The sequence below is a fragment of the Vibrio sp. 16 genome (assembly GCF_963681195.1).
In the GTDB taxonomy this organism is placed as follows: domain Bacteria; phylum Pseudomonadota; class Gammaproteobacteria; order Enterobacterales; family Vibrionaceae; genus Vibrio; species Vibrio sinaloensis_D.
Genome location: NZ_OY808998.1, coordinates 860,309 through 883,790, shown reverse-complemented (window position 1 = coordinate 883,790; position 23,482 = coordinate 860,309). Strand labels below are relative to the sequence as shown.

At 46.8% G+C, this 23,482-nt stretch carries 15 protein-coding genes; 8 read left to right on the top strand and 7 right to left on the bottom strand.

What is annotated here, in order from left to right; genetic code table 11:
- Positions 1-90: 90 nt before the first annotated feature.
- On the bottom strand, positions 91-2,544 hold the full coding sequence (locus U9J37_RS18330) for a glycogen/starch/alpha-glucan phosphorylase (RefSeq protein WP_005469337.1): 2,454 nt from the start codon (positions 2,542-2,544) through the stop codon (positions 91-93).
- Between the two features lie 551 nt (positions 2,545-3,095).
- Here U9J37_RS18330 and malT point away from each other — a divergent pair.
- Complete coding sequence (gene malT, locus U9J37_RS18325) at positions 3,096-5,804, top strand: HTH-type transcriptional regulator MalT (RefSeq protein WP_043886425.1); 2,709 nt, start codon at positions 3,096-3,098, stop codon at positions 5,802-5,804.
- Positions 5,805-5,866: 62 nt separating this feature from the next.
- Here the strand turns inward: malT and U9J37_RS18320 are convergent, their stop codons facing one another.
- Entirely contained in the window at positions 5,867-8,416 is a 2,550-nt protein-coding gene (locus tag U9J37_RS18320) for a hypothetical protein (protein WP_005469138.1), read from the bottom strand.
- Between the two features lie 370 nt (positions 8,417-8,786).
- On the opposite strand from U9J37_RS18320, the gene U9J37_RS18315 reads away from it, so the two are divergent.
- The gene (locus U9J37_RS18315; protein WP_043886423.1) at positions 8,787-11,666 is read left to right on the top strand and encodes an alkaline phosphatase family protein; all 2,880 of its coding nucleotides are present in this window, start codon (positions 8,787-8,789) and stop codon (positions 11,664-11,666) included.
- A gap of 39 nt (positions 11,667-11,705) precedes the next feature.
- On the opposite strand, the gene U9J37_RS18310 is transcribed toward U9J37_RS18315, so the two are convergent.
- Entirely contained in the window at positions 11,706-12,062 is a 357-nt protein-coding gene (locus U9J37_RS18310; RefSeq protein ID WP_005469367.1) for a YibL family ribosome-associated protein, read from the bottom strand.
- A 211-nt stretch (positions 12,063-12,273) separates the two neighbouring features.
- On the opposite strand from U9J37_RS18310, the gene U9J37_RS18305 reads away from it, so the two are divergent.
- The 6 genes from U9J37_RS18305 (at position 12,274) to U9J37_RS18280 (ending at position 19,319) form a co-directional block, all read left to right on the top strand.
- Entirely contained in the window at positions 12,274-13,047 is a 774-nt protein-coding gene (locus U9J37_RS18305) for a DUF4344 domain-containing metallopeptidase (protein ID WP_005469270.1), read from the top strand.
- A gap of 295 nt (positions 13,048-13,342) precedes the next feature.
- Entirely contained in the window at positions 13,343-14,227 is an 885-nt protein-coding gene (locus tag U9J37_RS18300) for a Fe(3+) dicitrate ABC transporter substrate-binding protein (RefSeq protein WP_005469289.1), read from the top strand.
- Entirely contained in the window at positions 14,227-15,264 is a 1,038-nt protein-coding gene (locus U9J37_RS18295; protein WP_005469080.1) for a FecCD family ABC transporter permease, read from the top strand. The genes U9J37_RS18300 and U9J37_RS18295 overlap by 1 nt, the downstream gene beginning before the upstream one ends.
- Positions 15,257-16,234: a FecCD family ABC transporter permease gene (locus U9J37_RS18290; protein WP_005469423.1), complete on the top strand. Its 978-nt coding sequence runs from the start codon at positions 15,257-15,259 to the stop codon at positions 16,232-16,234. The genes U9J37_RS18295 and U9J37_RS18290 overlap by 8 nt, the downstream gene beginning before the upstream one ends.
- 5 nt (positions 16,235-16,239) lie before the next feature.
- Positions 16,240-17,049 (top strand): ABC transporter ATP-binding protein, encoded by an 810-nt coding sequence (locus tag U9J37_RS18285; protein ID WP_005469416.1) that lies wholly within the window; start codon positions 16,240-16,242, stop codon positions 17,047-17,049.
- A gap of 608 nt (positions 17,050-17,657) precedes the next feature.
- On the top strand, positions 17,658-19,319 hold the full coding sequence (locus U9J37_RS18280; protein WP_005469112.1) for a methyl-accepting chemotaxis protein: 1,662 nt from the start codon (positions 17,658-17,660) through the stop codon (positions 19,317-19,319).
- 53 nt (positions 19,320-19,372) lie between these two features.
- On the opposite strand, the gene U9J37_RS18275 is transcribed toward U9J37_RS18280, so the two are convergent.
- From U9J37_RS18275 to U9J37_RS18260, 4 genes are all read right to left on the bottom strand, one after another.
- Positions 19,373-19,921 (bottom strand): P-loop NTPase family protein, encoded by a 549-nt coding sequence (locus U9J37_RS18275; protein WP_043886422.1) that lies wholly within the window; start codon positions 19,919-19,921, stop codon positions 19,373-19,375.
- A gap of 72 nt (positions 19,922-19,993) precedes the next feature.
- On the bottom strand, positions 19,994-22,042 hold the full coding sequence (locus U9J37_RS18270) for an ATP-binding protein (protein WP_005469417.1): 2,049 nt from the start codon (positions 22,040-22,042) through the stop codon (positions 19,994-19,996).
- A gap of 40 nt (positions 22,043-22,082) precedes the next feature.
- Positions 22,083-22,574, bottom strand: a complete 492-nt coding sequence (locus tag U9J37_RS18265) for a putative pterin-binding protein (protein WP_005469327.1) — start codon at positions 22,572-22,574, stop codon at positions 22,083-22,085.
- Positions 22,575-22,726: 152 nt separating this feature from the next.
- Entirely contained in the window at positions 22,727-23,431 is a 705-nt protein-coding gene (locus tag U9J37_RS18260; RefSeq protein ID WP_043886421.1) for an NAD(P)-dependent oxidoreductase, read from the bottom strand.
- Positions 23,432-23,482 lie beyond the last annotated feature (51 nt).

Genomic DNA, 23,482 nt, shown 5'->3' with positions numbered 1-23,482 from the left:
CCGAAGGACTGCGTATACCTTCAAAATGTAGGGTATTTAATAGATTAAAAGAGTGAGCCAAGACCCGAAGGTCTTGGCTTTATGAGTAAATTAGCGTTTTACTGACTCTAATTTCCAAATGTTGTTCACATAGTCTCGAATTGAGCGGTCTGATGTGAACTTGCCAACCAAGGCGGTGTTGAGAATGGCTTTCTTCGCCCAACCTGCTTGGTCTTGGTATTGTTTGCCCATCTCTTCGTGCGCTTGAACGTACGATGCGAAGTCAGCCAAACATAGGTATGGGTCTCCACCATCAAGCAGGCTATCGAATGTTGCTCGTAGCAAGCCAGGTTGACCTGGAGTGAACTCATCACCCGTTAGCAAATCAAGCGACGCTTTCAGCAGTGGATCCGCGTGGTAGTAGTCGTAAGGGTTGTAACCTTGTGCTTTCAGCGCTTGTACACCCTCAACGTCTAGACCGAAGATGTAGATGTTTTCATCGCCAACTTCTTCACGAATCTCTACGTTTGCACCATCCATCGTACCAATCGTTAGCGCACCGTTTAGCGCCATCTTCATGTTACCGGTACCTGATGCTTCTTTACCCGCTAGCGAGATTTGTTGAGAAACATCTGCCGCTGGGATGATGATCTCTGCCATGCTCACGCGGTAGTCAGGAATGAAGACCACTTTTAGCTTGTTGCCAATACGTGGGTCGTTGTTGATCTTCTCAGCAACCTTGTTGACCGCAAAAATGATCTCTTTCGCTAGGTGGTAACCCGGGGCAGCTTTCGCAGCGAAGAAACACACGCGTGGCGTACATTCAAAGCTAGGATCATTAATGATGCGGTGGTAAAGCGACAAGATGTGTAGCAAGTCTAGGTGTTGACGCTTGTACTCGTGCAGACGTTTAATTTGAACGTCGAAGATCGCGTTAGTATCAAGCTCGATGCCCATGTTTTCTTGAACCCAATCCGCCAAACGCTGTTTGTTTTGCTTCTTAACGGCCATAAATGCTTTTTGGAATTTCGCATCCGTCGCGTATTGAGCAATGCCTTCAAGTAGCTCTAGTTTTGCAGGCCATTCTGTGCCGATTTTCTCTGAGATGAGGTTAGACAAACCTGGGTTACAGAACTTCAACCAACGACGTGGTGTAATACCATTGGTTACGTTTGTCAGTTTACCTGGGAAGATCTCATTGAACTCAGGGAACAGGTCTTTTTTAACCAGTTGTGAGTGCAGCGCTGCAACGCCATTCACTTTGTACGAGCCAATCACACATAGGTTTGCCATGCGAACCATACGGTTGAAACCTTCTTGGATGATAGAAAGCTTCGCTTGCTTCTCACCATCACCAGGCCACATCGATCGAACTTCTTGTAGGAAGCGGTGGTTGATTTCAAAGATGATTTCCATATGACGTGGAAGTAGACGTTGAATCAACGACTCTGGCCATGTCTCTAATGCTTCTGGTAGTAGCGTGTGGTTGGTGTACGCAAAAGTATTCGCGCTGATTTCCCACGCTTTATCCCAAGACAGACCTTTCTCATCGACAAGGATGCGCATCAATTCAGGAATCGCAATCGTTGGGTGCGTATCGTTTAGCTGAATCGTTTCTTGCTTTGGAAGATCCGCGAGTGCAAAACCTGCCGCTTCATGACGACGTAGAATGTCGCGTACTGATGCTGCTGAGTGGAAGTACTGCTGCATTAGACGCAGAGTTTTGCCTTTCTCGTGGTTGTCGTTCGGGTACAGAACTTTGGTGATGTTGCCTGCATCGATAAGTGAGTGCTGCGCTTCAAAGTAATCACCGTTGTTAAAGCTCGCAAGTGAGAATGGAGCAATCGCCTGACATTCCCAAAGACGCAGTGGGTACACCGTGTCTGATTCGTAACCCACGATTGGTAAGTCCCAAGGCATCGCTTTTACCGTCATGCCTGGTACCCATTTACGGACTTCTTTGCCATTCACATATTCAACGTCAACGTGACCGTAGAAGCCAATCTCTTGTGCCAGTTCTGGACGAGCCACTTCCCAAGGGTAGCCTTCAACACCACGCCATGCGTCTGGCGCTTCTTTTTGACGGCCTTCTTCGAAAGATTGCTTAAACAAACCGTACTCGTAGTGCAAACCGTAGCCCACAGTTGGGAATTCTTGAGCCGCACATGAATCCATGAAACACGCCGCAAGACGACCTAAACCACCATTACCTAGCGAAGGGTCACGCTCTTCTTCAAGTAGGTCCGTCAGGTTTTGGCCTAGCTCAGCCATCGCTTCAGTGATTTGCTCGTAAAGGCCCATGCTGATGAGGTTGTTACCCGTCAAGCGGCCAATGAGGAATTCAAGTGATAGGTAGTTAACGCTTTTTGCGTTTTGGATTTTAGGATCTTGTTCCGTTTTTAGCAGATCGAGTGTCGTTATCTCTGCTAACGCCTTACCCATTGCTAGGTACCATTCACGTGCCGTTGCTGTCTCTTCGGTCTTTGCATACGTTGCTGAAAGGTGCATTTTCACGTCATGTTGGAAAGTCGCTTTATCAAAGCTTGTCTGTTGCGTAGGTTTCATTAGAGAAATCTCACTTATTGGTTCTAATTCATCTGAGGCATATCGTGCATGGGCACGGCTAGCAAAACATCCTCCTCCAAAACGGCTTATTAGGAGGAGGGCTCAGGGCGTAGAGGGAGGACACCTCAAAGCAGAGTGATCTGACTCTCAGTTCACTATTCCTGAGCGCAGACCCTGGTGATTGAGATCACACCATCAACGAATTAACCCTACATCCTGTTTATGAAACTTGTTGGTTCAGAAAAACAACCAATTGATGGATATGTATACTTGATCACATTAAGTTTTCATCTGTTACTCAGTTTTCATCATTTTCGGTGCAACAAAGGATAGAAGTCGCACTCACAACTCGCAATAAAGGTGACAAGAGTCACAATTTAGGGGCGTAGATAACAACAAAGTGTGAATTACACAAAAATCTCGTGGTTGATCAATAACTGTGGGGTTCGTTCTCAAGTAACATCGCTGTCAACAAGGCCTATTGGCTATTTATTCACCACCCCTAGCAGAGTGAATAACAACAATTAGGGGTATTGAGCAGGGAAAAGAAGATGTGGATTCCTTCTAAGTTAACCCGACCGGGTCGATTACATAATGCTATCGTTCGTCCGCGAGTTTTAGATTTGTTGCAACAAGCCCCTTGCTACAAACTGGTCCTTTTCCGCTCTCCGGCGGGGTATGGCAAAACCACGATGGCGGCTCAATGGCTATCGGACAAAGTTAACGTCGGTTGGTACAGCATAGACGAAAGTGACAACGACTCTTTCCGTTTTATGAACTACCTATTACAAGCATTGAACAAAGCAACCAACAACGCTTGCCCTAACGCGCAAAAACTCGCCGAGAAACGCCAGTTCTCCTCTCTTCATTCTCTGTTTGGCGAAGTCTTCTCTGAAATGTCGGCGTTCCATCAAGAGTGCTACCTCGTGCTCGATGATTATCACCTGATCAGTGATGAAGAAATCCACGAAGCCATGCGTTTCTTCCTCAAGCACATGCCAGACAACCTAACGCTTGTCGTCACGAGTCGCGCCGCGCCTCCATTGGGCACCGCAAACTTACGCGTTCGTGACTTGATGATTGAAATTGGCAACGAGCTGTTGGCGTTTGATACCGAAGAGACCACAAGATTCTTTAATCAGCGTGTGGCTGATGGCATTGATGACATTACCGCAAACAACCTACGAGCGTACGTTGAGGGGTGGCCTTCCGCATTGCAACTTATCGCGTTGCAAGCGCAGCATCAGCATAAAACCTTAGCCCAGTCCGCCGAGTCATTTTCTGAATTTAACCATGCTCATCTATGGGATTACCTTGTCGAAGAGGTGTTTGATTTACTGGATGCAGAAACTCGCTTATTCCTACTCCAGTGTTCTATCCTTGATCACTTCAATGATGAGTTGGTGTCTGCCCTCACCCAGCGTGATGATGCGCTGAGCATGATTGAATCGTTAAACCGCTTTGGTCTGTTCATTCACCCGCTGGAAGGCGAACAAAACTGGTATCGCTTCCACAATCTGTTTGCGGAGTTCTTAACGCACGAACGCTCTGCGCGTATTCCCCAGCAGGAAACCGAGCTACACCAAACCGCAGCGAAAGCGTGGCTGAAGCTCTCTTCTCCTCATCAAGCGCTTTACCATGCGCAAAAAGCAAAAAATAGCCAGTTAATTGCCGACATCTTGCTGCAATATGGGTGGAAAATGTTCAATGGCGGCGAGCTGCAAAGTGTCGAAAAGGCCATTGAGACGCTCAGCCCTGAGCAACTCTACAGCGAACCGAAACTGTGCATGCTTCAGGCTTGGCTAGCGCAAAGCCAGCACAGATACAATGATGTTGGCGATTTGCTCTCTAAAGCCGATGCGCAAATGAAAGCCTTTAACGTGGTTTTAAGCCCCAAAGAGCAAGGCGAGTTCAACGCACTACGTGCCCAAGTTGCAATTAACCAGAATGAGCCTGAAAAAGCCCTTGAGCTAGCGGAATTGTCACTGAGCCAACTCGACAGTACCGTCTATCGTAGTCGTATCGTTGCGACCTCTGTTGTGGGCGAAGTTAACCACGTATTAGGCCACTTAAGCCGTGCACTGCCAATGATGCAACAAACCGAAAAGCTGGCAAGACAATACCAAGTCTACCACCAAGCCTTATGGGCCATGCTGCAACAAAGCGAAATCTTGATCGCTCAAGGTTACGTTCAAGCCGCGTACGAAGTGCAAGACAATGCCTTCAAACTGATAGAAGAGCAGCAGTTACAACAAGTTCCCCTGCATGAGTTTTTGCTTCGTGTTCGAGCGCAAATCCTCTGGTGCTGGAACCGATTAGATGAAGCAGAAGAGTGCGCATACAAAGGGCTTGATATCCTAGGGAATCACAGTCCAAGTAAGCACTTACATAGCTACTCAATGTTGGCGCGTATTGCCATTGGCCGAGGGGAACTCGACAAAGCGGGTAAGTTCATCGACCAAATTGTGCATCTGCAGAAACAGTCAACCTACCACGTCGATTGGACAGCGAACGCCTCACTGTCATTGATTTTATTCTGGCAAGCGCGCGGCGATCTGGAGGCCATTCGTCAATGGTTGGACACCACCGTCAAGCCAGAGCAAGCGTGTAACCACTTTACTCAACTGCAATGGCGTAACATTGCCCGCGCGCAGATTGCACTGGAAGAGTTCGAGCAAGCGGAGCAAACCTTAGCGTTCTTACAGGAACAAGCAAACAATAACGAATTGCTGACCGACACCAACCGCAACTTGATTGTGGAAGCGGTTCTGGCTATTTCTCTCAAGGACGAAGAGAAAGCCCGAGATAGACTTAAGCAGGCGTTGGCGCTGACCAATCAGACGGGTATGTTGGGCAACTTCTTGGTTGATGGCGCGAAGATTGGCCATATTCTGGAGAAACTCAATAACAAGAATGAACTAGGGGATTTGGAACGTCACAGAGCTCAGCAACTGCTGAAGGACATTTCCACCACTCAGCGTAGCCGCTCGGTACATTTCGATGGAGAGTTCGTCGAGAAGTTGGTTAATCACCCAAACATCCCAGAACTTGTTCGTACTAGCCCACTCACACAACGAGAGTGGCAAGTGCTGGGTCTGATTTACTCAGGGTTTAGCAATGAACAAATCGCCCAAGAGTTGGATGTTGCAGGGACAACCATTAAAACTCACATTCGTAACTTGTACCAAAAACTCAATATCGCCAACCGCAAAGAAGCCATCAAAACCGCTGAAAACTTGCTTCAATTGATGGGCTACTAGCTCAAATAGAAACAAAAAGCGCAGCGATACCGCTGCGCTTTTCTCACCCATAAAAGTAGAAGTTAATCATCGATCTCTGGCAAACTCGCCACTTCAATGTCTAACTGTGCACCCCATGATGGGTCATCACGCTCTTGCTTCACAACACCACGATTGTTTAGCCAAACAACGTTCTTGTCTGTTACAGGGTTAGCAGCGCCAGCTCCCCAGTGGGTGTAACTGACCATATGACAAACATCAAACTCACCCGCCGCCACTTCAATCGAGCGTTTGCCTAAGAACTGCTGAGTATAGGTAAAGTATTCCGATTGAAGCTGCTCAACCAAGGTACCTTCCGCTGCCTCAGTCACTTGAGTTAAGCTCGCGACTGCTGCATCTTCATGCTCAACCGTTTTGCCCAACAGCAGTTCAGACTTCGCGACAGGGGTTGGTAGAACCACTTTGACATTACCCCAGCTGTTGCCACTTTCATCACGACCAATTTGACCGTAGTAATGATCTTGGTCTTCATACTGCGCTTCCACAAACACCACGCTATTGGCTTCATCATAGCCTTTCACTCGTGTTTGAGTTAGCGCTCCAGACGCATACTGCGCAGGTAAATCAGTGACATTGGAATCTGCAAGCCAAGAGAAGTTATCTCCCATATGCTCTAAGTGATACGTCCAATGCTGAGTATGACCCACCCAAGACATATTACGCGTTACATTTTGAACCCAAGTATCGCCTACTTGTTTTTCATAGTCGGCATCAGACAATGAGTCTAGACAAGCTTGAAGAGTGAAAGGTTGGTAACTCGAGACAATAAATTCAGCAGCGGTTGAACCAAATAGATACTCATCCCCTTCTGCCTCATCACCATCAACATACCAAGTCACGCGTACGAAATCGTTATAAACAGCGAGGTAAAGCTTGTTATCCTCTCTGTTGAAATCGCTCCAAGTTAGGTCATCTTCAAATGCTTCAGGGAGCGTGATTTCACGCAAGGTCTGGCCTTTATGTTCGATATCTTGCCAACTTCCTTGCACCGCAAATTTGGTCAAAGCTTCCTCACCTTGATAGGCGTAATAAACAACGTCACCCACCGTTGTTAGCTGCGCGTATAAAATACCGTGACTCGTTCCAGCCAATGGGATCAAGTCGGCGGTATCATGTGTTCCGCTGCGGTCAGAGTCATTCACCGCAATCGTTGATGCAAGGGTCTTCAACCATACGCCGCCAGCACTAATACCGTTACACATGTTTCCTAGCGCTTGGTAACGATCCGGATCGGACTTCTCACACCAATCTCCTTTGTTGAAACCGTAGTACCCCTCTTCAACCATGCTTGATTCAACTTTATAGGCCACACTATTGACTGGGAAAACGAGATCGCTATCAATGTGGTCAAGCCAATATTCAGAGTCATCCGCATCTTCTAGGATTTCACGCACATTCAAGTTGCTGATATTGACACGATCCGCGGAGATTTCCTGATCCAGTTCAGACAGCGCTGTTTTGACAAGTACGCTGCCGTCTTCACGACTCACCACTTCAACAACCGTATCATCCGCTGCAACCCAACCTTCTGCGCTTAGGAGCATTTGACCATCATCAGAGCCCGGCTCTTGGTGATGTTGCTCGAAGTCACCGGTTTGGTAGTCGTAGAAGAATTGAAGCTCTTCCACTTCAGACTCTTTGTTCACGCGGATGGCGCCAAACTCCAACTCAGGTGGAGCGTAGTCCTCTGCGTAGCTGTCAAACCAAACTAAACCGTCCGATTTTAGAACCTTAAGCAGGTCCACATCTTCACTGTTTTTAACCGCATCAAGCTCATCAAGTTTGTCTTTCAAGTTTTCTTGAGCCAGTTCTAACGGAAGTTCCTTAAGAATCTCGTCAATGTCGATGTCATCTTCTGCATTCCCGATATGAGACAACACGTCATCGACCACCTGCATCACTTGCTCGATGATCAGCTCCTTAAGTTCGTCGTCTTCAATGCCGGCTTTTGAAGCATCCAAAGAGTCGGTCGCGTTGGCCATCACCGATGCCGCAACTTGTGCAACCTTGTGAAGAGACATATACGCTTCGCGTTCCTCTTGAGTCATGGTGCTCGAAGCCTTTGCCGCAACATAGTCTTGTTCGAGATCGACTTTGCCACCTAAGCTACCAAGTTGCCCTTTCACGACCGCTTTTGCATCTTCTAAGCTCTTGCCCTTTTCCACTTCATTTTGAACCAGTGTCGTCAACGGGCTAACGAATTCTGAGCCCGGAGGCGCGGTAAGTGTATAGGCTTTAGTGAGGGGCGTGCCGGGGTTGTCTTGGTCGATGGTTTGACCTGGCACCACTTCAATCACAACCACGCCGTTTTGGCGCTGCTGAGCGGTCAGATTTGTTAGAGTGAACTCGCCATTTTCATCGGTCACCGCTGATGGCTCATCCGCATCACATGCCTTGTTCGCATTCAGATCCAGACACGCTATCGCGCCCTCTAGATAACCATCTGCCGCCCTTGCGGTAAAAGAAGATGTTGCCGGTGCGGTCGGGTCCGGATCCGAGCTTCCACCTCCGCCGCCACAAGCAGTTAAGCCGATTGCCACAGCCATCGCTAATACGGTACGTTGTGTGTTCATATCATTTCTCCGTTGAGTGAACTAATTCTTATAGCGCAGAGACATATAACCAATGCTTAATATAATCATTCAGTTACATTACAAGCGCGAATATGTCGCAAACATAGCAACTCAACCTAGGTCGAAGTAATACCGATATCGAATTTCATGATAAGGGGAACAAGAACCCATCAAGAACAGATATGAATTGCGGCGCACATCTAAACTTTGATGTCCGTTGACAATAATTTTCACAACGTTCACTGAAAATAACGACCAACTCCCGCTAATTGGCATTTCACTGCATATCACCAAATTCGCCCCTCATGTTGCACTCTCTCTCAAAGCTGCCAAAATGCACATTGGTCACGGTGTAATAGGATTAAATTCAATGGGTTGGTTTCGCTCTAATAAGCTCAATCTCGCTGTTTGTGCAGCACTGGTTCTCCCGACAACAGGTCATGCCGAAGTGGGTCAAACCCCTCTAATCGGAGGGTTGTTTAACTCGTCCGAGGTACTGAAAAACCAGATCGCTGACTCACTCTCTTATTCGACGCGCTTTGCCCGAGACATGACTCTGTTCACTGTGGGCGGATTAACTCTCGAAGCCTACCTGCTCACTCTGCCACTTGACGCCAAAACCAAAGCCAAAGTGATGGCTCAGCTTGCCAATCCAAACTACGCCATTCCTTTGGGTTATTTTCTCTATCAGTTTTATGACCGTTATACCGGCATCGGCAACGAAGATACGTTTAAGCAATATTTGAAAACCGTCTACGACGATGAGGTACTGACCGGATTTGAGCACTCACTGTTTACGCTTAGTGAGCAAAGCGCCCAGCCGGAAAAAGAGCACCATAAAGACCAAGCACACCGAGAAGGCTTAAAAGTCGATCGCCACTTTATGGCGTCAATGGTGACGGTCTATGATGCGTTGGTTCAGGTTGGCGAATGGCAAGACCTCGACCGCCTACCAGACACCTATACCTATTTATCCAACCGCCCAGAAGACTTAGCGCTGGTTGCCAAAATTCAACCCATTGTCGTCGGTATCTTGAATCAAGTTGGTCAGGGCATGGATGAGGGCGACATGAAGAACGCCATTTTGGCCATCGCTCAAGATGGCTTGCCACAGTACGTCGACAAAACCAACAACAAAGCTCAAGCGATTACCATTAGTTTGATCGACTTTGTGCGACTCAATGTGCTTAAAGCGTATCGACAGTTTGTGTTTCAAGACGAAAGGCAGCATAAGCTGAACGACTGGCTACAAACCAACTTTGATGACAACCCAGAGTCGGTGATTGCTTTCTTAGAATCGCAGCAGAATCGACGCTTTGCCGTTCAGATTACCGTCGACGGGTTACAGCAAGGTTTGATGGAAGGCTTAGTCGACCCTGAAAAGCCCTTCATTAAGCACGCGTATCAACAGCATCTTACACTCACCGCCAAGCAACCTGCTTTTGCTCAAGCCACGCCAGATCATGTCCAAAGTGTTCGATTCTTAGAGATTTTATCTGAGCAAACCTACAAAGATCCGCATTACCTGCCGTTCTTCAAACGCCTTTACCGAGACCATTCGGATTCCATCGCTCAGGTGGGCATCTCTTCAACGCCGACCATCAGTGTGCGCAACCTACCCATCATTAAAACTGGTGCAAAGGTCTCTGGAAAAGAAGGGACTGGTATTCCCAACTTCCATTTTGTCGATCGAGAACAAGACCGCGCCTACTACTTTTTTGGCAACGATGCACTGCAACTCGATAGGCTGATGCAAGTCAACAAGGTTCAAACCATGTTTGATCGTCTTGTGCACTTGAAAACTCTTAACTGTAACGCGCAGTACGACTGGAACGCACACACTAGCTATGATGGATTAGTCAACTTGGGTGCAGGCGAAGCGTTGAGGGACTTTGGCGAAAAACGCTGCCTAAGAGAGCTAGACGAACGCTCTGTGGTTGAGGCTGAGTTAACCAAAAAACGTCAATCTCTGATCGATAACATCCGAGGCTATCAAGACATCCCAGTGTGGGACTTCTACACCCGCTTAACGCGCAAATGGAAAATTGAACAAGATTTGGAAGACTACACCAAACTTGATGGCAAAGGGATGCCCGATTTCACCTTAATCTATAACCCTTGGCCGGATCACTTTGCCCATTTTGTTGGCCCGTTTAGTGATGAAATCATCATGCCAAGCGGTGAGCTAAATAGACTCGATTACTGGATTACCTCAGTTGAGCAAGCCTATAAGCGCGCTGGGGTGTATCACAACACTTTATTCGGCATGGCAGGCGATCATGGTTTAGCGCCGGTCTATCATGCGCTTAACCCTGAAAAAGCCATTTTCCCACCGCTGGAGAAACAGCTCGGCTACCCGCTAATCATCCGCAAAATTTCATCGGACGAAGGCGAAGGTCCTAAGATCACCAATGCGCTTAGCTATCCAAGTAACAAGAACATCGATGTGGTTGTCGCCTCGACAGCTGGCGGTAATTTCATGATGGATATGTTTAACTCGCAGCAAGGTTGGCATGTACAACCCGTCTACCATGAGTTGACACAGTGGGCGCCTGTCAATGCGCCACAAGGTGAAACCGTTGATATTATTCAACGCTCACTGGATTACTTGGGCACAAGTTTAGACTACCTCGTAGTGCGAGAGTCTCAGTGCAGTGAACTGTCTTGCCACATTCGTTTGGTATCAACTCGAGAGGGTCAACGCGTTGATGAGGAAATCATCCGCAAAGGAGACCGGTTCTTCTATCGTGGGCTCAACGACAAACCTCGATTATTGCAAACCCAAATATTGAACCCATACCTACCAGCACCGACAGATGCCGCCTTGTCACGATTTGGTCAGTTGGTCGACAAATGCCTCTACCAAGCCGAGGTCAGCAACCCGAACTCTTGGTGCAACGCCGAAGAATGGAAGTCACTGACTCGCTTCACACCTCGCCCAGACTCTGTCGTCGAGCTGGCTCAGTTATATGCAGAAGATAGAGCAGGCACCATTAACTTGTTCCCAGCAGAAGGCGTCGGTTACAACACCAAGGTGCCCGGGCGACATGCAGGTGAAAGCTATTTAGAGAAAGACGCATTTATCGGTTTTTGGGGCGAGCCCATTGGCAAAAACGTTACGCCATTGCAGAGTGAGGCGAATGGTTCGCTGACGCCAACACTGTATCAGTACCTAACGGGAGAAGAGGTGGTCGTAAACGAGAACGGCTGGGGCTATCCTTCCTTACTGAATAAACTGGACATCCAATAAGCAAAAAGCGCCGTGAAGGCGCTTTTTTTATGAATCTGATTAAAATGGTTTAGGCGCGTAACCTGTCATCACTTTCAGGTGAAGCTCTTTGCCTAATTTTGTCATTGGGTGAACCACAACCAACCCTTTTACTGACTTTTTGAGTTTACCCATATCTGCCTGCTCTACTTTAGTGATTTCGCGCGAAAATGGCATGTCCAACAAGCTCTTACGCTCCTTGTTCATATCATATTGCTGCTTGTGTTTAACTGAGCTCGCTTTCTTGGTCAGCTTTTCAATCTCATCAGTAAACTTAGAAATCATTTCCTGATCACCACGACCTTTCGCTGCATCCAGCTTACGTTGACACGCGTCTAGACGGTTATGAAGGTTTTGCAGTTCTTTCTTTAGGCTCATGGTATATATCTCACTGTGACAGAAAAGGGCGGCGAGTGTAGCACAAGCTGCCCCACCACCCTAACAATTATCTAAGCGACTTGCCTTAATCGCCCGAGGACCATTCAATTCACCAACCGTATCAATGTTGAGTATCGGAGTAAGCGAAAAGCCCATTTTTATGTCAGTATAAAGTAAAGCTATCGATTGATTAGAATAATAAGGACTTTTTATGCTTTCTCGTTCTCTGCTGCTTGTTGGCACATTGCTTAGCGCACAGGCGGTCGTAGCCAGCGACAATATCACCATTCGTTACCTTGAGCCACTTGATGCAAAAGAAGCACAGGCACTCAAAGAGATTCAGCAAAGCGGCGTCAACGACACAATGGTCGCCTTATCCGAACGCTTGATGCCGTTCAACAAGCCGCTTGTTATTGAGTATGGCAGTGATGATGGTCCACTCTATGATCCGCAAAAGCATGTCGTTCAAATGCCTTACACCTTCTATCAAGAAGCATGGAGCTACTTCAAAAAGAACAAATACGATGAAAAGTATGGTAAGTCTGCCGAACTTGGTGCAATCGACACCATACTGCATACCCTCATTCACGAAGCTGGGCACGCCTATATCGCGGATCAAAACATTCCCATTCTCGGAAAAGAAGAAGATGCTGTAGACAACTTGGCCGCTCTGCTGATGATTGATTATGTTGAGAATGGCGATGACGCTGCGATCAGTGCCGCCGACATATTTGCTTTTGAATCGGGAGACAAACCCGACTATTACGAATTTGGCGAATACATTGATGAGCACAGTTTTGACTTGCAGCGTTACTTCTCTACTTTGTGTCTGGTGTATGGCAGCGATCCAGAAAAGCACAAACAACTTTTAGATGTAGTCGAAAAAGATTACCTAACGGAGCGCAAAGACTTTTGCATCTATCAATATCAAACTATTAGCCAGAACTGGCACCACTACTTAAAGCAGGCGGATTCAAAAGAATAGATTAAAATCGTCGTAGAAAGTCTCATGCATTTCCAGACGATGTGCATGCCTTTCTTCGACGGCTACTTTTAAACTTTGGCTCTCATCCAACGACTCCAAACCATTGTTAAAGGAGGGTAGCTTTAGCTCTTACCCATTTTCGCTTCCTACGTTCGCCATTCCATTTCACACAGTTTCATATTATCGTGATTGCCATCACTTAAATTCAAATACAACTGATATTTATTATCATTTGTATTTTTATGAGTTTGTTTTCTTGTGATAATCCACACGTATACAAAACGGATGGAATACTATGTTTAATAAATCAATCGCATTGCTAGCCACTTTATGTTTAGCGTTTAGCGCTAATGCCAAAATAACGGTTCAAGATGAACTTGGTGAACTGGTTCTAGAATCGGTACCCAAAAGAGTTGTTGCCCTAGAGTTTTCTTTTGTTGATGCCCTAGCTAACTTAGACGTTAAACCCATTGGCGTCGCCGATGATGGTGATAAAACACGAGTAATAGAGCCGATTCGAACCCGAATTGGTGACGATTGGACATCACTTGGCAAACGTTCTCAGCCGAGCTTAGAAGTGATTGCATCACTAAAACCGGATCTCATCATTGCTGACCGCGAACGTCATGAAGCTATTTACGAAGACCTCAAACGAATTGCACCGACTCTAATCCTCAAAAGCCGCGGGGAGACTTACGAGGATAACCTCAAGGCTGTCGTGAAAGTCGCAGCCGCATTTGATCGTGAAGATGAGATGAAACGGCTGGTTGCCGAGCACAGCGCTCGCATGGATGAATACGCCACAAAAATCAACTCTGATGCCTCAGTCCTTTTTGCCGTATCAAGTTCACGCGGTGTCACTATGCATACACCTAAAGCCTACGCAGGTGGCGTCATTAATCGATTGGGTCTAAATTCCCCAGTGCCGGAAGAAACGGAAAAGGCTTATGTACGTATCACCATGGAACGCCTATTAAAAGCTAACCCTGACTACTTTTTAGTCGGTGAGTATGGCGATGAAACAGCGATTGACGAGTTTAAGAAAAACGGTCTTTGGAAGGTGATGACAGCGGTCAAAAATGACAAATATGTTGAAACCGATCCACGTCTATGGTCTCTCAACCGTGGGATGATCGCGGCTGAAATCATGGCAGAGCAAGTAGTAAATCTGGTTCAGTAATGTCTCAATTAGCCCTCTCCGCGCCAGCGTCTCGCTGGCGTTTTTCTGTTTTCATCCCTGTCGTTTTAGGGCTACTCGTGCTCGGCTTTGGCTGGTCTTTGTTTGTTGGCTCCGATTTCGAAATGGGGTGGATTGACGTTTGGCATTGGTTAATCGGTGCAACGGGTAACGAAATCCATCAGCACATCATCAAGGAAGTGCGCTTGCCGAGAGTGTTGTGCGCTGTTGGTGTGGGAGCCAGTCTGGCTGTCGCGGGTTTATTGATGCAGGCATTGACAAGAAACCCCATCGCTTCCCCCTCTGTTTTTGGTGTGAGTGCAGGCGCTTCCTTTGCGTTTGCTTTTGCCTCTACCGGACTTATCGGCTGGTTTTCCGCTCTACCGATATTGGTCGTCACCTTTATCGGCGCAACGATCGCAGGGCTTGCGGTCTTTTTCCTTGCAGGCTTGCACCAACATCAAGTCAATCCAGTGCGCGTTGTTCTCGCGGGCGTTGCTCTGAACTTCCTTTTCTTATCTCTTACTCGTGCCGCCGTTATTCTTGCCGACGAAAGCGCTTATGGGGTTATGCATTGGATAACAGGTACGATAGCGAATGTAGATTGGAGCCACGTGCAGGTGCTCTATTGGAGTTTGCTTGTAGGTCTTGCCGCTGCACTGTACCTAAGCTACCAACTTAACCTGCTTGCCTTGGGTGAATCCATGATGAAAAACTTGGGTGGGAAGCTTGCCCTCGTACGCATAGGTACGAGTTTAACGCTCATTTTACTAATCGCAGCGTCTGTGTCTGTAGCGGGGCCCATCGCTTTCATTGGTCTGGTCATTCCCCATCTTTCGCGCAGCTTAGTCGGGCATGATCTTCGCCTACTCGTGCCAGTCTGCGCTCTACTTGGTGCCAATTTATTGGTCTACGCAGACGCAATTACTCAACTACTAGCCCGAGGTTCAGAGAGTCCAGTCGGCATTCTCACTAACTTTATTGGCGCGAGTTTCTTCCTCCTACTGGCCAAAAATCAGGTTAAAAAGCAATATGCCTAACGCGATCAAAGTAACCTTGTCCCTTTTTGTTGTCTGGCTTCTATTTGCAATCTGGCATGTTGGAGCGGGCGCAGTACAAATATCAGCGACAGAGGTGGTCAATACACTGCTTGGAAATTCTAATGATAATGAGTTCATTGTCATGGGCTACCGTCTACCTCGAATGTTAGTCGCAACACTCGTGGGGGCTTCGTTAGCTTTATCCGGATTGCTGGTACAAGGTATTGTCAGAAACCCTCTCGCATCGCCCGATATTCTTGGCGTTACGACTGGAGCGAGTTTAGCGGTCGTAGCAGTAAATGCGATGTTTCCCGATGTATCCGCGACTCTGTTTCCCTTCATTGCCATGGTGGGCGGTGGTATCGCAACGTTAGTACTATTTTCCCTCGCCAGGCACGTTCTCAACCATGCAGCCGCTCTCGCACTGATCGGGGTCGCTCTAGCGGCGCTATTTAGCGCAGGCGTCGATTTTCTTTTGCTTGCTTTCCCCTTGGAAATCAACGTTTCAATGATTTGGTTAACGGGGTCCGTTTGGGGGCGTAACTGGACGCACATTCCCTACCTTATCGGCTTTTTATTAGCATTGCTGCCTATCGCGGTTGTTCTTGCCTACAAGTTGGATTTGTTCGCATTAGGCGATGAAACAGCACAGGGGTTAGGTGTGAACATCGACAAAGTGAGGCTACTGACCTTGTGCGTTGCAATCACTCTGGCTTGTGTCGCGGTATCCGTTTGCGGCAACATCGGCTTTATTGGCCTAATTGCACCTCATGCGGCACGTTTTCTTCTGGGGAACCGGCATATAGCATTGATACCTGTATGCATGTTGATAGGCGGCAGCTCACTGTTAAGTGCCGATTTGTTTGCCCGAATTCTAATGCCCCCTACCGAGCTGCCTGCTGGCGTCATGACTGCCATGATCGGTGGTCCATACTTCATTTTCTTATTAAGCCGCTACAAACATTGGTAATCGATATGAACGCAATCAATATCCTAGATCTCACTGTACGTTATAGCGATAAGCTAGTGTTAGACCAAGTTAGCTGCGCATTTAAAAACAATCACCTAACCGCATTAATTGGTGCAAATGGCTGTGGAAAATCAACACTGCTCAAAACAATTAATGGCAATATTCGCGCTCAGTCTGGCCAGATAACATTGGCTGATGGTCAAAACACATACCAAATAGACACCAAACTGTTAGCAAAAAGAATATCTATGCTGCCACAAACGCCCATTACCCCTGAAGGCGTAACGGTAAAACAGTTGGTCAGCTACGGACGTGCGCCGTACTTAAACTTTCTTGGTCAACTCAGTGAAGACGACAAGGAACATGTCGACAAAGCGATGATGCTTGCAGATATAAGTGACCTAGCTGATCGCTCGGTGTCCGCTCTATCCGGGGGCCAAAGACAACGCGCTTGGATAGCTATGGTGCTCGCACAAGACACTGAAACCATTTTGTTGGATGAACCCACTACCTATTTGGATATGTCACACCAATATGAACTTTTAGACATTGCAAGAGACTTAGTAGACCGCTATGGAAAAACCGTCATCGTCGTGCTTCACGATCTAAATCAGGCATGTCGATATGCTGACCAACTCGTGATCGTGCATAAACAGACTATTTATGACCAAGGCTCACCGAAAAAAGTATTCACAGAGCAGATGCTTTCTGAAGTGTTTAATTTAGACGCTAGAGTGATTGAAGATCCGGAGAGCAAAACACCGATGGCAATTCCTCGCGCTACACGCCAAACACCAACAGCGGCTCTTATCTAGGGTCTGTTGACCTTTTGCGGTTAAATTTTGTTCGAGATAAAATCGTTTTAGGCGCGGCAAGGGGTGTGTAGCCTAGTCATTCTAAGTAAATACCCCTTAACAAAGCATCAAACGATTTTAGCCGAACCCTTCGGGCAGCGTTTGTGGTTCATTTCTACTGCGTTATCGGCTTTTCATGTAGGCTAGCTACACTTCAAAGCCTCTGCCTTGTATAAATTTCCCACAAACCGCTGCAAAAATCAGCTCGAAAGATCAACAGACCCTAAAAACTCTTACCCTATAAACCTTATGTGGGTGCGAAACCGCACCCTTTGTCATTTCCCACTCCACCTCGTAAACCAGCAAAAATGCCACCGCTATACCGTCTCTAAGTGGCTGACAAGAAAGAGTAAATGTGACAGCGGTCAATGTTCCCGCTGACCTAGTACTAATGTCTAATAACTGATGCCTAATTAATCATCAAGAATCACAGATGACTGCCGATAAATTAGCTAATCTTATGCACGATAAACTTAAGATTGACTACTATTAAATCTATAACAACAACTACTTTAACAACACTTAACGACAATTACTGTGTTAAGGCATCACGGAATCAGGATGTTTGTATGAGTCTTACAATCAAAAGCCGCCTCTATATTTTAGCGCTTGTGCCACTGCTCGTTATTGCTTTGGGCATGCTCAGTTTTACCTATATCAAAACCAAAGAGCTGAACGACCAGCAAGTGGAAATTACTCGCCAAAACATGATGGCGATGAAAAAAGCTGAGCTGAAAAACTATCTGCAAATGGCAAAGTCAGCGATTCAACCTTACCTCGACAGAGGGGCTTCATTCGAGGAAGCCTATGAAACATTAAAAACTCTAGAGTATGGTAAAACTGGCTATGTTTTCGGGTACGATTCGAAAGGAACACGAATGGTACAAGGACAAAAAGCGCCGGGGATTGGTAATAACTACTGGACACTCCAAGATACACAAGGGAACTATCTCATTCAGGACCTGATCCGCAACGCGAAAACTGGTGAGTTCACCACTTACTACTTTCCTAAGCAGGGTGAAACTGTTTCCCTTCCTAAGCTCAGTTATTCGATTTATATTCCCGAATGGGACTTGATGCTCGGAACAGGTTTCTACACTGACGATATAGAAGTCATCTTAAAAGAAATGGAAGATACGGCTCACAGTGCCCTTTCATCAACCTTAAGTGCTATCGCTATTTTTTGTTTGGTCATCGCAGTTGGTGTTGCAATGTTCGCTGTGACCGTTAACCGCACGGTCCTTAAACCGTTGGAAATGTTTGATGATTCGATCCGTTCGTTTGCAAGTGGTGAAGCAGATCTAACGGCTCGAATGGAAGATTTTAAGGCGCCTGAATTCGCCCAACTCAGCAAAAACTTCAACGCCTTTGTTGCCAGCCTGCAAAACATCATTCGTAGCGTGAGTGATGTTGGCCAACAAGTCGTGTCAGAAACAACCAACATGTCTCAACGTGCAGCCAAGGTAGATGAGCTCGCATCAGGTCAACGTGAAGAAACAGAGCAAGTTGCCACAGCAATGACAGAGATGACCACCACGGCCACCGAGATTTCAAACAACGCGAGCCAAGCAGCTGATTCAGCAAAAGAAGCGGACGATAATGCCAAAGACGCGCAAAATATTGTTAACTCTGCGGCTCAATCGGTGGAAGCGCTAGCAGAGGAAGTTTCGCAGGCTAGTGGGGTTATTTCTCGCTTAGAAGGCGATGTACAAAACATTTCATCGTCCCTAGAGGTTATTCAAGATATCGCAGAGCAAACCAACCTACTCGCTCTGAATGCCGCAATCGAGGCAGCGCGTGCAGGGGAGCAAGGCCGAGGCTTTGCTGTCGTTGCCGATGAAGTTCGTAAACTCGCGAGCCGCACTCAAGACAGTACGGGTGAGATCCATAAAATGATCGAGCAGTTAAAAGCCGCTTCTGACGACGCAGTAAAAGCCATGGAATCAAGCCAGAAACGTGGCGCGAGTACTGTTGAAGAAGCCAATGCTGCCGCTAGAGCATTGATTCAGATTCAAGAGTCGATTGGCACCATCATGGATATGAACTCCCTGATCGCAACGGCAACCGAAGAGCAAAGCCTAGTGGGTCAGGAGATTTCACAGCGTATTGTGGTAATTTCAGACCAAAGTGCCCAGTCTGCCGAACTGGCGAACGAGAACCGAGCAGGCAGCCAAGAGCTCAACCAAAGAGCTAACGAGCTATACGAATTGGTTGACCGATTTACAGTGTAATTTGAGCTTTATAAGACAAAGCCCGCGACACAGTCGCGGGCTTTTTTGATCAGCTATTGGGGGCAAGAAGGCTGTGTGATTTGCGACAGAAAAGCTTGGCACTCTTTCGGGCTACCAAGCCGAATAAAGTGGATGTGTTGATAATCAGGATTGCGCATGTCGTCTAAGTATCGCTCTCGGTTTGAATGATACGTTCTTATTGTCCAGGCAATAATGGAGTCTTTGCTACAAAACGATTTTTGAAATGTCTCTCTATTGCCCGTATTTGGCCAAAGCTCTTGACCTGTCCACACTCGGTGAATCGCCCGCTTTACTGCTTGCAGCAAAGTTCGAGCGAAGGAGTAGTCAATCCAGATCACCGTATCAACATCTCTCCATTTGGTCTCACGAGTACGATTGTAATTACCATCCAATACCCAACTAGGGCAGTCTAACGCACGTTCAATATTAGAGAAAAATACCTCATCGCTAGACTCTTGCCAATTCGGTAGCCAGAAAAGAGTATCCATTTCGATATGCTGACAACCCAGCACTTTCGCAAGCTCGGCACTAAACGTCGATTTACCACTTCCACTGGTGCCAACCACATTTACTCTACGCACTGCAACTCCTTGTATAGGCAATAAAATTGGGGGCGAGAGTAGAGCACACAATAAACGGCGGTTCAACAGCTTTTATGCATATTTTTCGAGCATTTCACGCATCCACTCCAGTTGAAAGGGTTTCGCCAACACATCATCAAATCCTGCACTCAAGTACGCGTTCACATCACTGTCAAAGGTATTAGCGGTGAGTGCAATAATGGCTGAGTTTGGCGCGAGTTGATGGCGCGTGATCTGCTTGAGCGTTTCCAACCCATCCATAACGGGCATTTGAATGTCCATGAAAATCACATCAAATTCTTGGTTTTGCAGACAGTCGAGACACTCTTGGCCATTATTGACAATGGTCGCGTCCACATTCAGTAGCGATAACATCTTCTGCGCGACGATCTGGTTGATTTCCATGTCCTCAACCACCAGCACACGCAAGGAGTTGGGAAATGACTGCGAATGGGTGTCAGGCACTCGCTCTGATCCCATAGCCATTGAACCAATGGCATTCACGACAGAGAAAAAGTCGTAGGGTTTGCTCACTCTGAACACGTCATCTTGGTCAAGGGCCATTGTCGCGTTACACAAAACAATATGATGGCAATTCGTCACTCCCTCTTGTGACAGGGTTTCTCTGCCTGAAAGATATGTGAGCGTCATATCCGCGTCTTCATCATACAAGTCCGCATTGATTAACTCACGCTTGATAAGGCGCTCAGCAAATTCGTTGGACGCCTGTACTCGTACTTTTTGCCCTGTAGCGGCGGTGGGGACTTTCGGCTTTTGCTCCATTAACATCACAGGAACTCGGACGGTAAAGGTTGTCCCTTTCTCAAGCTCACTCTCAACGTCGATTTTGCCTCCCATTAGTTCAATTAACGATTGGCTAATCGATAAGCCCAAGCCGGTTCCTCCGTAAAGACGAGAAATAGAATCGTCCGCTTGGGTAAATTCATTAAAGACTTGCCCAAGTTGCGCTTCGCTCATACCTATACCGGTATCGGAGACGGTCAGAATCAACCTTTGTAATTGAGAATCCAGCGTAAGATTGACTTCAACATGGCCATGGTGGGTAAACTTTAGTGAGTTGTAGCCAAGGTTTGTAATCACTTGCAGCAACTTAGTTTTATCGGCCATAAGCAAATAATCAGCCGCTAATTGATGGGAAAAGAACACATCCACATCCTCTTTACCCGCCTCAACAAAGACGATTTTCGCGGCATCGATAAGTTCGCTGCAGTAGAAACGCTCCTCGTACAAGGTAACATTCCCTTGCTCGATCTTGCTGAGATCCAACACACTATTGATCAATTTCAATAAGTGCTGACCAGAACGATTGATTAATGACGCATAGTTTTTTACTTGTTCATCACTCGCAAGGTAATGCTCTTTCTGGCTCAACCCGATGATCGCATTCAGAGGGGTACGCATCTCATGGGACATGTTGGCTAAAAATCGCGCTTTCGCTATCGCACTTTGTTCCGCAAGCCGTCTTGCCTCTTCCAAATTCAACGTCCGCTCGGTTAAGTCTCGGCTTAGCTTGGTTTGATTAAAGTACAACCACGAAACGATCAGAATCATCGCAATGGTACACAGCAAAATAATACCCAAATTGAAAAACTGTTCCTTGTAGATATCTTCTTTGTGTTGATTAAACTGCAACTGGTCTTTTTGAACTTGGGAGATAAAGTCGGAGAGATAGCTGTTGAGCATCACATAGATATCATCCACTTTTTGAGAAGCAATGTTAAGGGGCTGACTGTTGTCTAGCGTTATCTGCTGGATCAACGCAGATGACACTTCCAACTGGGAGACGATTTTTTTCAGTATGGTAACGTCACCATATTGCTCGTGAACATTCAATGTCCGCCTAGCGTTGAAATCTTGCAGTATACTGGATTTATAGATCCTCGCTTTTATCTGCAAACTTCGTAACGCTTGAACTGATGGCGCCAGTTCAAAACGCTGCAACTCCGCCTTTAACAACAGCACCTTGTTTTTGGCAGACATATTATTATTCACGATGGTGACGTAAGGCTGTGGAGAAATGTTGCGAATTTCGATCAACGAAGAGAAGAAATTCACAATCAATAAAATGAGCGCAAAACACAGTGCTCCGATCGCAACCATAACAATTCGCCGAACATGTCGGTGTTGACTTACCCGTGTGCTATTCAACAAACACTTCCTTCACTTGCCAAGCTGATAAGCTGTAATAGAAGTCGTTTCTCAATTCAGGGTATTCACTAAATGGAAACACCACGAACAATGGGCCTTTGTCATCAAGCGTCATTTTGTTTCCTGCTTCATGGGTTGCCAGTAGGACGCCGTATTTCTCTATATCGCTGACGGCTATCCTCACTACATAATCATCCCACGCAGTAATACGAACATGTGTGCCTTTTGCACCCACATAATCAAGCAAACTCTTGATCGTCGGACCACGATACTCCACTGCTTGACTGACAACATGATTGCTTGTCTTGATACTTTGGATATCTAGCGCTTGCAGCATTTGCTCATCAAACACAACGCCATCACCGGTATTGAGTTGGCTCAGATTGCCGTTGACCCACAAAATGGGCTCACCTTGTGGGGTGGGTATACTGTATGCGTTAAAGCTCACCACCAACGTTAATAATGTAATCAGCCGATGAATCATATTTATGCTCTTCCTTAAGTTAGTGACCGAAAAGACGCTCTAACAAGTATAGACAAGAAAAACCCACTACCTAATACGATTGCCTAATTTTCAAATATTTACTTACCCCCTTAATGACAATCGTCCGCACACTGAGTAACGAAAATGGTGTATCACTCGACGTTATAGATGACTGGCGTTTTAGACTGCCATTGTTGCCACAGAGCGTCGTCCAACACCAACTGACATAGCGCGTGAGCAACATTAATTCGACTCGTCTCCCCTGCGTTAAACAATGCGCTCCGTGTTGGGCTAGAGTGCCATGAGTATTCGCTGACCTCGGCCCTATCAATTAACGTGTCTGGGCGCACCATCGCCCATTGGAGAGCGTGATGGCGACTTCCTTGACGTTGGAGAAACTGCGCTGCGCGTTCATTGTCGCGATGAGGAGGGAGCAGCCAGCGCAGCAAGACATTGATCGACCGTTCTAGCGATGGAACAGACTCTTTTAACAACACGTTGCGAACGCCCGTCGAGCTCATCAATGCGATCTTAAGCGGTTGCTCTCTCTTGACTGAGAGTAAAGAAGCCACTCTCTGCAGGCTATCTCGGACAAGCATTCTGGGTGTGCCATACACGCCTTGCAACGTCAGGTTATGGCCTAAACAACAGACAAGCGCATCACTGTCGGCCAGTAAGGACTCAAGCTGTTCACTCTCCATTGATAAGGCGGTTTCCTTAACTTGTTGAAGATGTGCATGCGCCTCTAACACACTTAAGTTTCTCACCAACGCAGTCACTTGGCACCCAGAGTCCAATAACTGCGCGACAACCAAACGTCCCGTTGCACCTGTTGCGCCTAAAACCACCACTTTCATCGCCATTTCCTTCATCTATTGGATGAGCAGTCAGTTTAACAATTCAAAATT

What these genes read in the sequence shown, in the direction of transcription:
- U9J37_RS18330 (WP_005469337.1), bottom strand. Translation starts at nt 2,544, where the DNA reads ATGAAACCTACGCAACAGACAAGCTTTGATAAAGCGACTTTCCAACAT.
- malT (WP_043886425.1), top strand. Translation starts at nt 3,096, where the DNA reads ATGTGGATTCCTTCTAAGTTAACCCGACCGGGTCGATTACATAATGCT.
- U9J37_RS18320 (WP_005469138.1), bottom strand. Translation starts at nt 8,416, where the DNA reads ATGAACACACAACGTACCGTATTAGCGATGGCTGTGGCAATCGGCTTA.
- U9J37_RS18315 (WP_043886423.1), top strand. Translation starts at nt 8,787, where the DNA reads ATGGGTTGGTTTCGCTCTAATAAGCTCAATCTCGCTGTTTGTGCAGCA.
- U9J37_RS18310 (WP_005469367.1), bottom strand. Translation starts at nt 12,062, where the DNA reads ATGAGCCTAAAGAAAGAACTGCAAAACCTTCATAACCGTCTAGACGCG.
- U9J37_RS18305 (WP_005469270.1), top strand. Translation starts at nt 12,274, where the DNA reads ATGCTTTCTCGTTCTCTGCTGCTTGTTGGCACATTGCTTAGCGCACAG.
- U9J37_RS18300 (WP_005469289.1), top strand. Translation starts at nt 13,343, where the DNA reads ATGTTTAATAAATCAATCGCATTGCTAGCCACTTTATGTTTAGCGTTT.
- U9J37_RS18295 (WP_005469080.1), top strand. Translation starts at nt 14,227, where the DNA reads ATGTCTCAATTAGCCCTCTCCGCGCCAGCGTCTCGCTGGCGTTTTTCT.
- U9J37_RS18290 (WP_005469423.1), top strand. Translation starts at nt 15,257, where the DNA reads ATGCCTAACGCGATCAAAGTAACCTTGTCCCTTTTTGTTGTCTGGCTT.
- U9J37_RS18285 (WP_005469416.1), top strand. Translation starts at nt 16,240, where the DNA reads ATGAACGCAATCAATATCCTAGATCTCACTGTACGTTATAGCGATAAG.
- U9J37_RS18280 (WP_005469112.1), top strand. Translation starts at nt 17,658, where the DNA reads ATGAGTCTTACAATCAAAAGCCGCCTCTATATTTTAGCGCTTGTGCCA.
- U9J37_RS18270 (WP_005469417.1), bottom strand. Translation starts at nt 22,042, where the DNA reads ATGGTTGCGATCGGAGCACTGTGTTTTGCGCTCATTTTATTGATTGTG.
- U9J37_RS18265 (WP_005469327.1), bottom strand. Translation starts at nt 22,574, where the DNA reads ATGATTCATCGGCTGATTACATTATTAACGTTGGTGGTGAGCTTTAAC.
- U9J37_RS18260 (WP_043886421.1), bottom strand. Translation starts at nt 23,431, where the DNA reads ATGAAAGTGGTGGTTTTAGGCGCAACAGGTGCAACGGGACGTTTGGTT.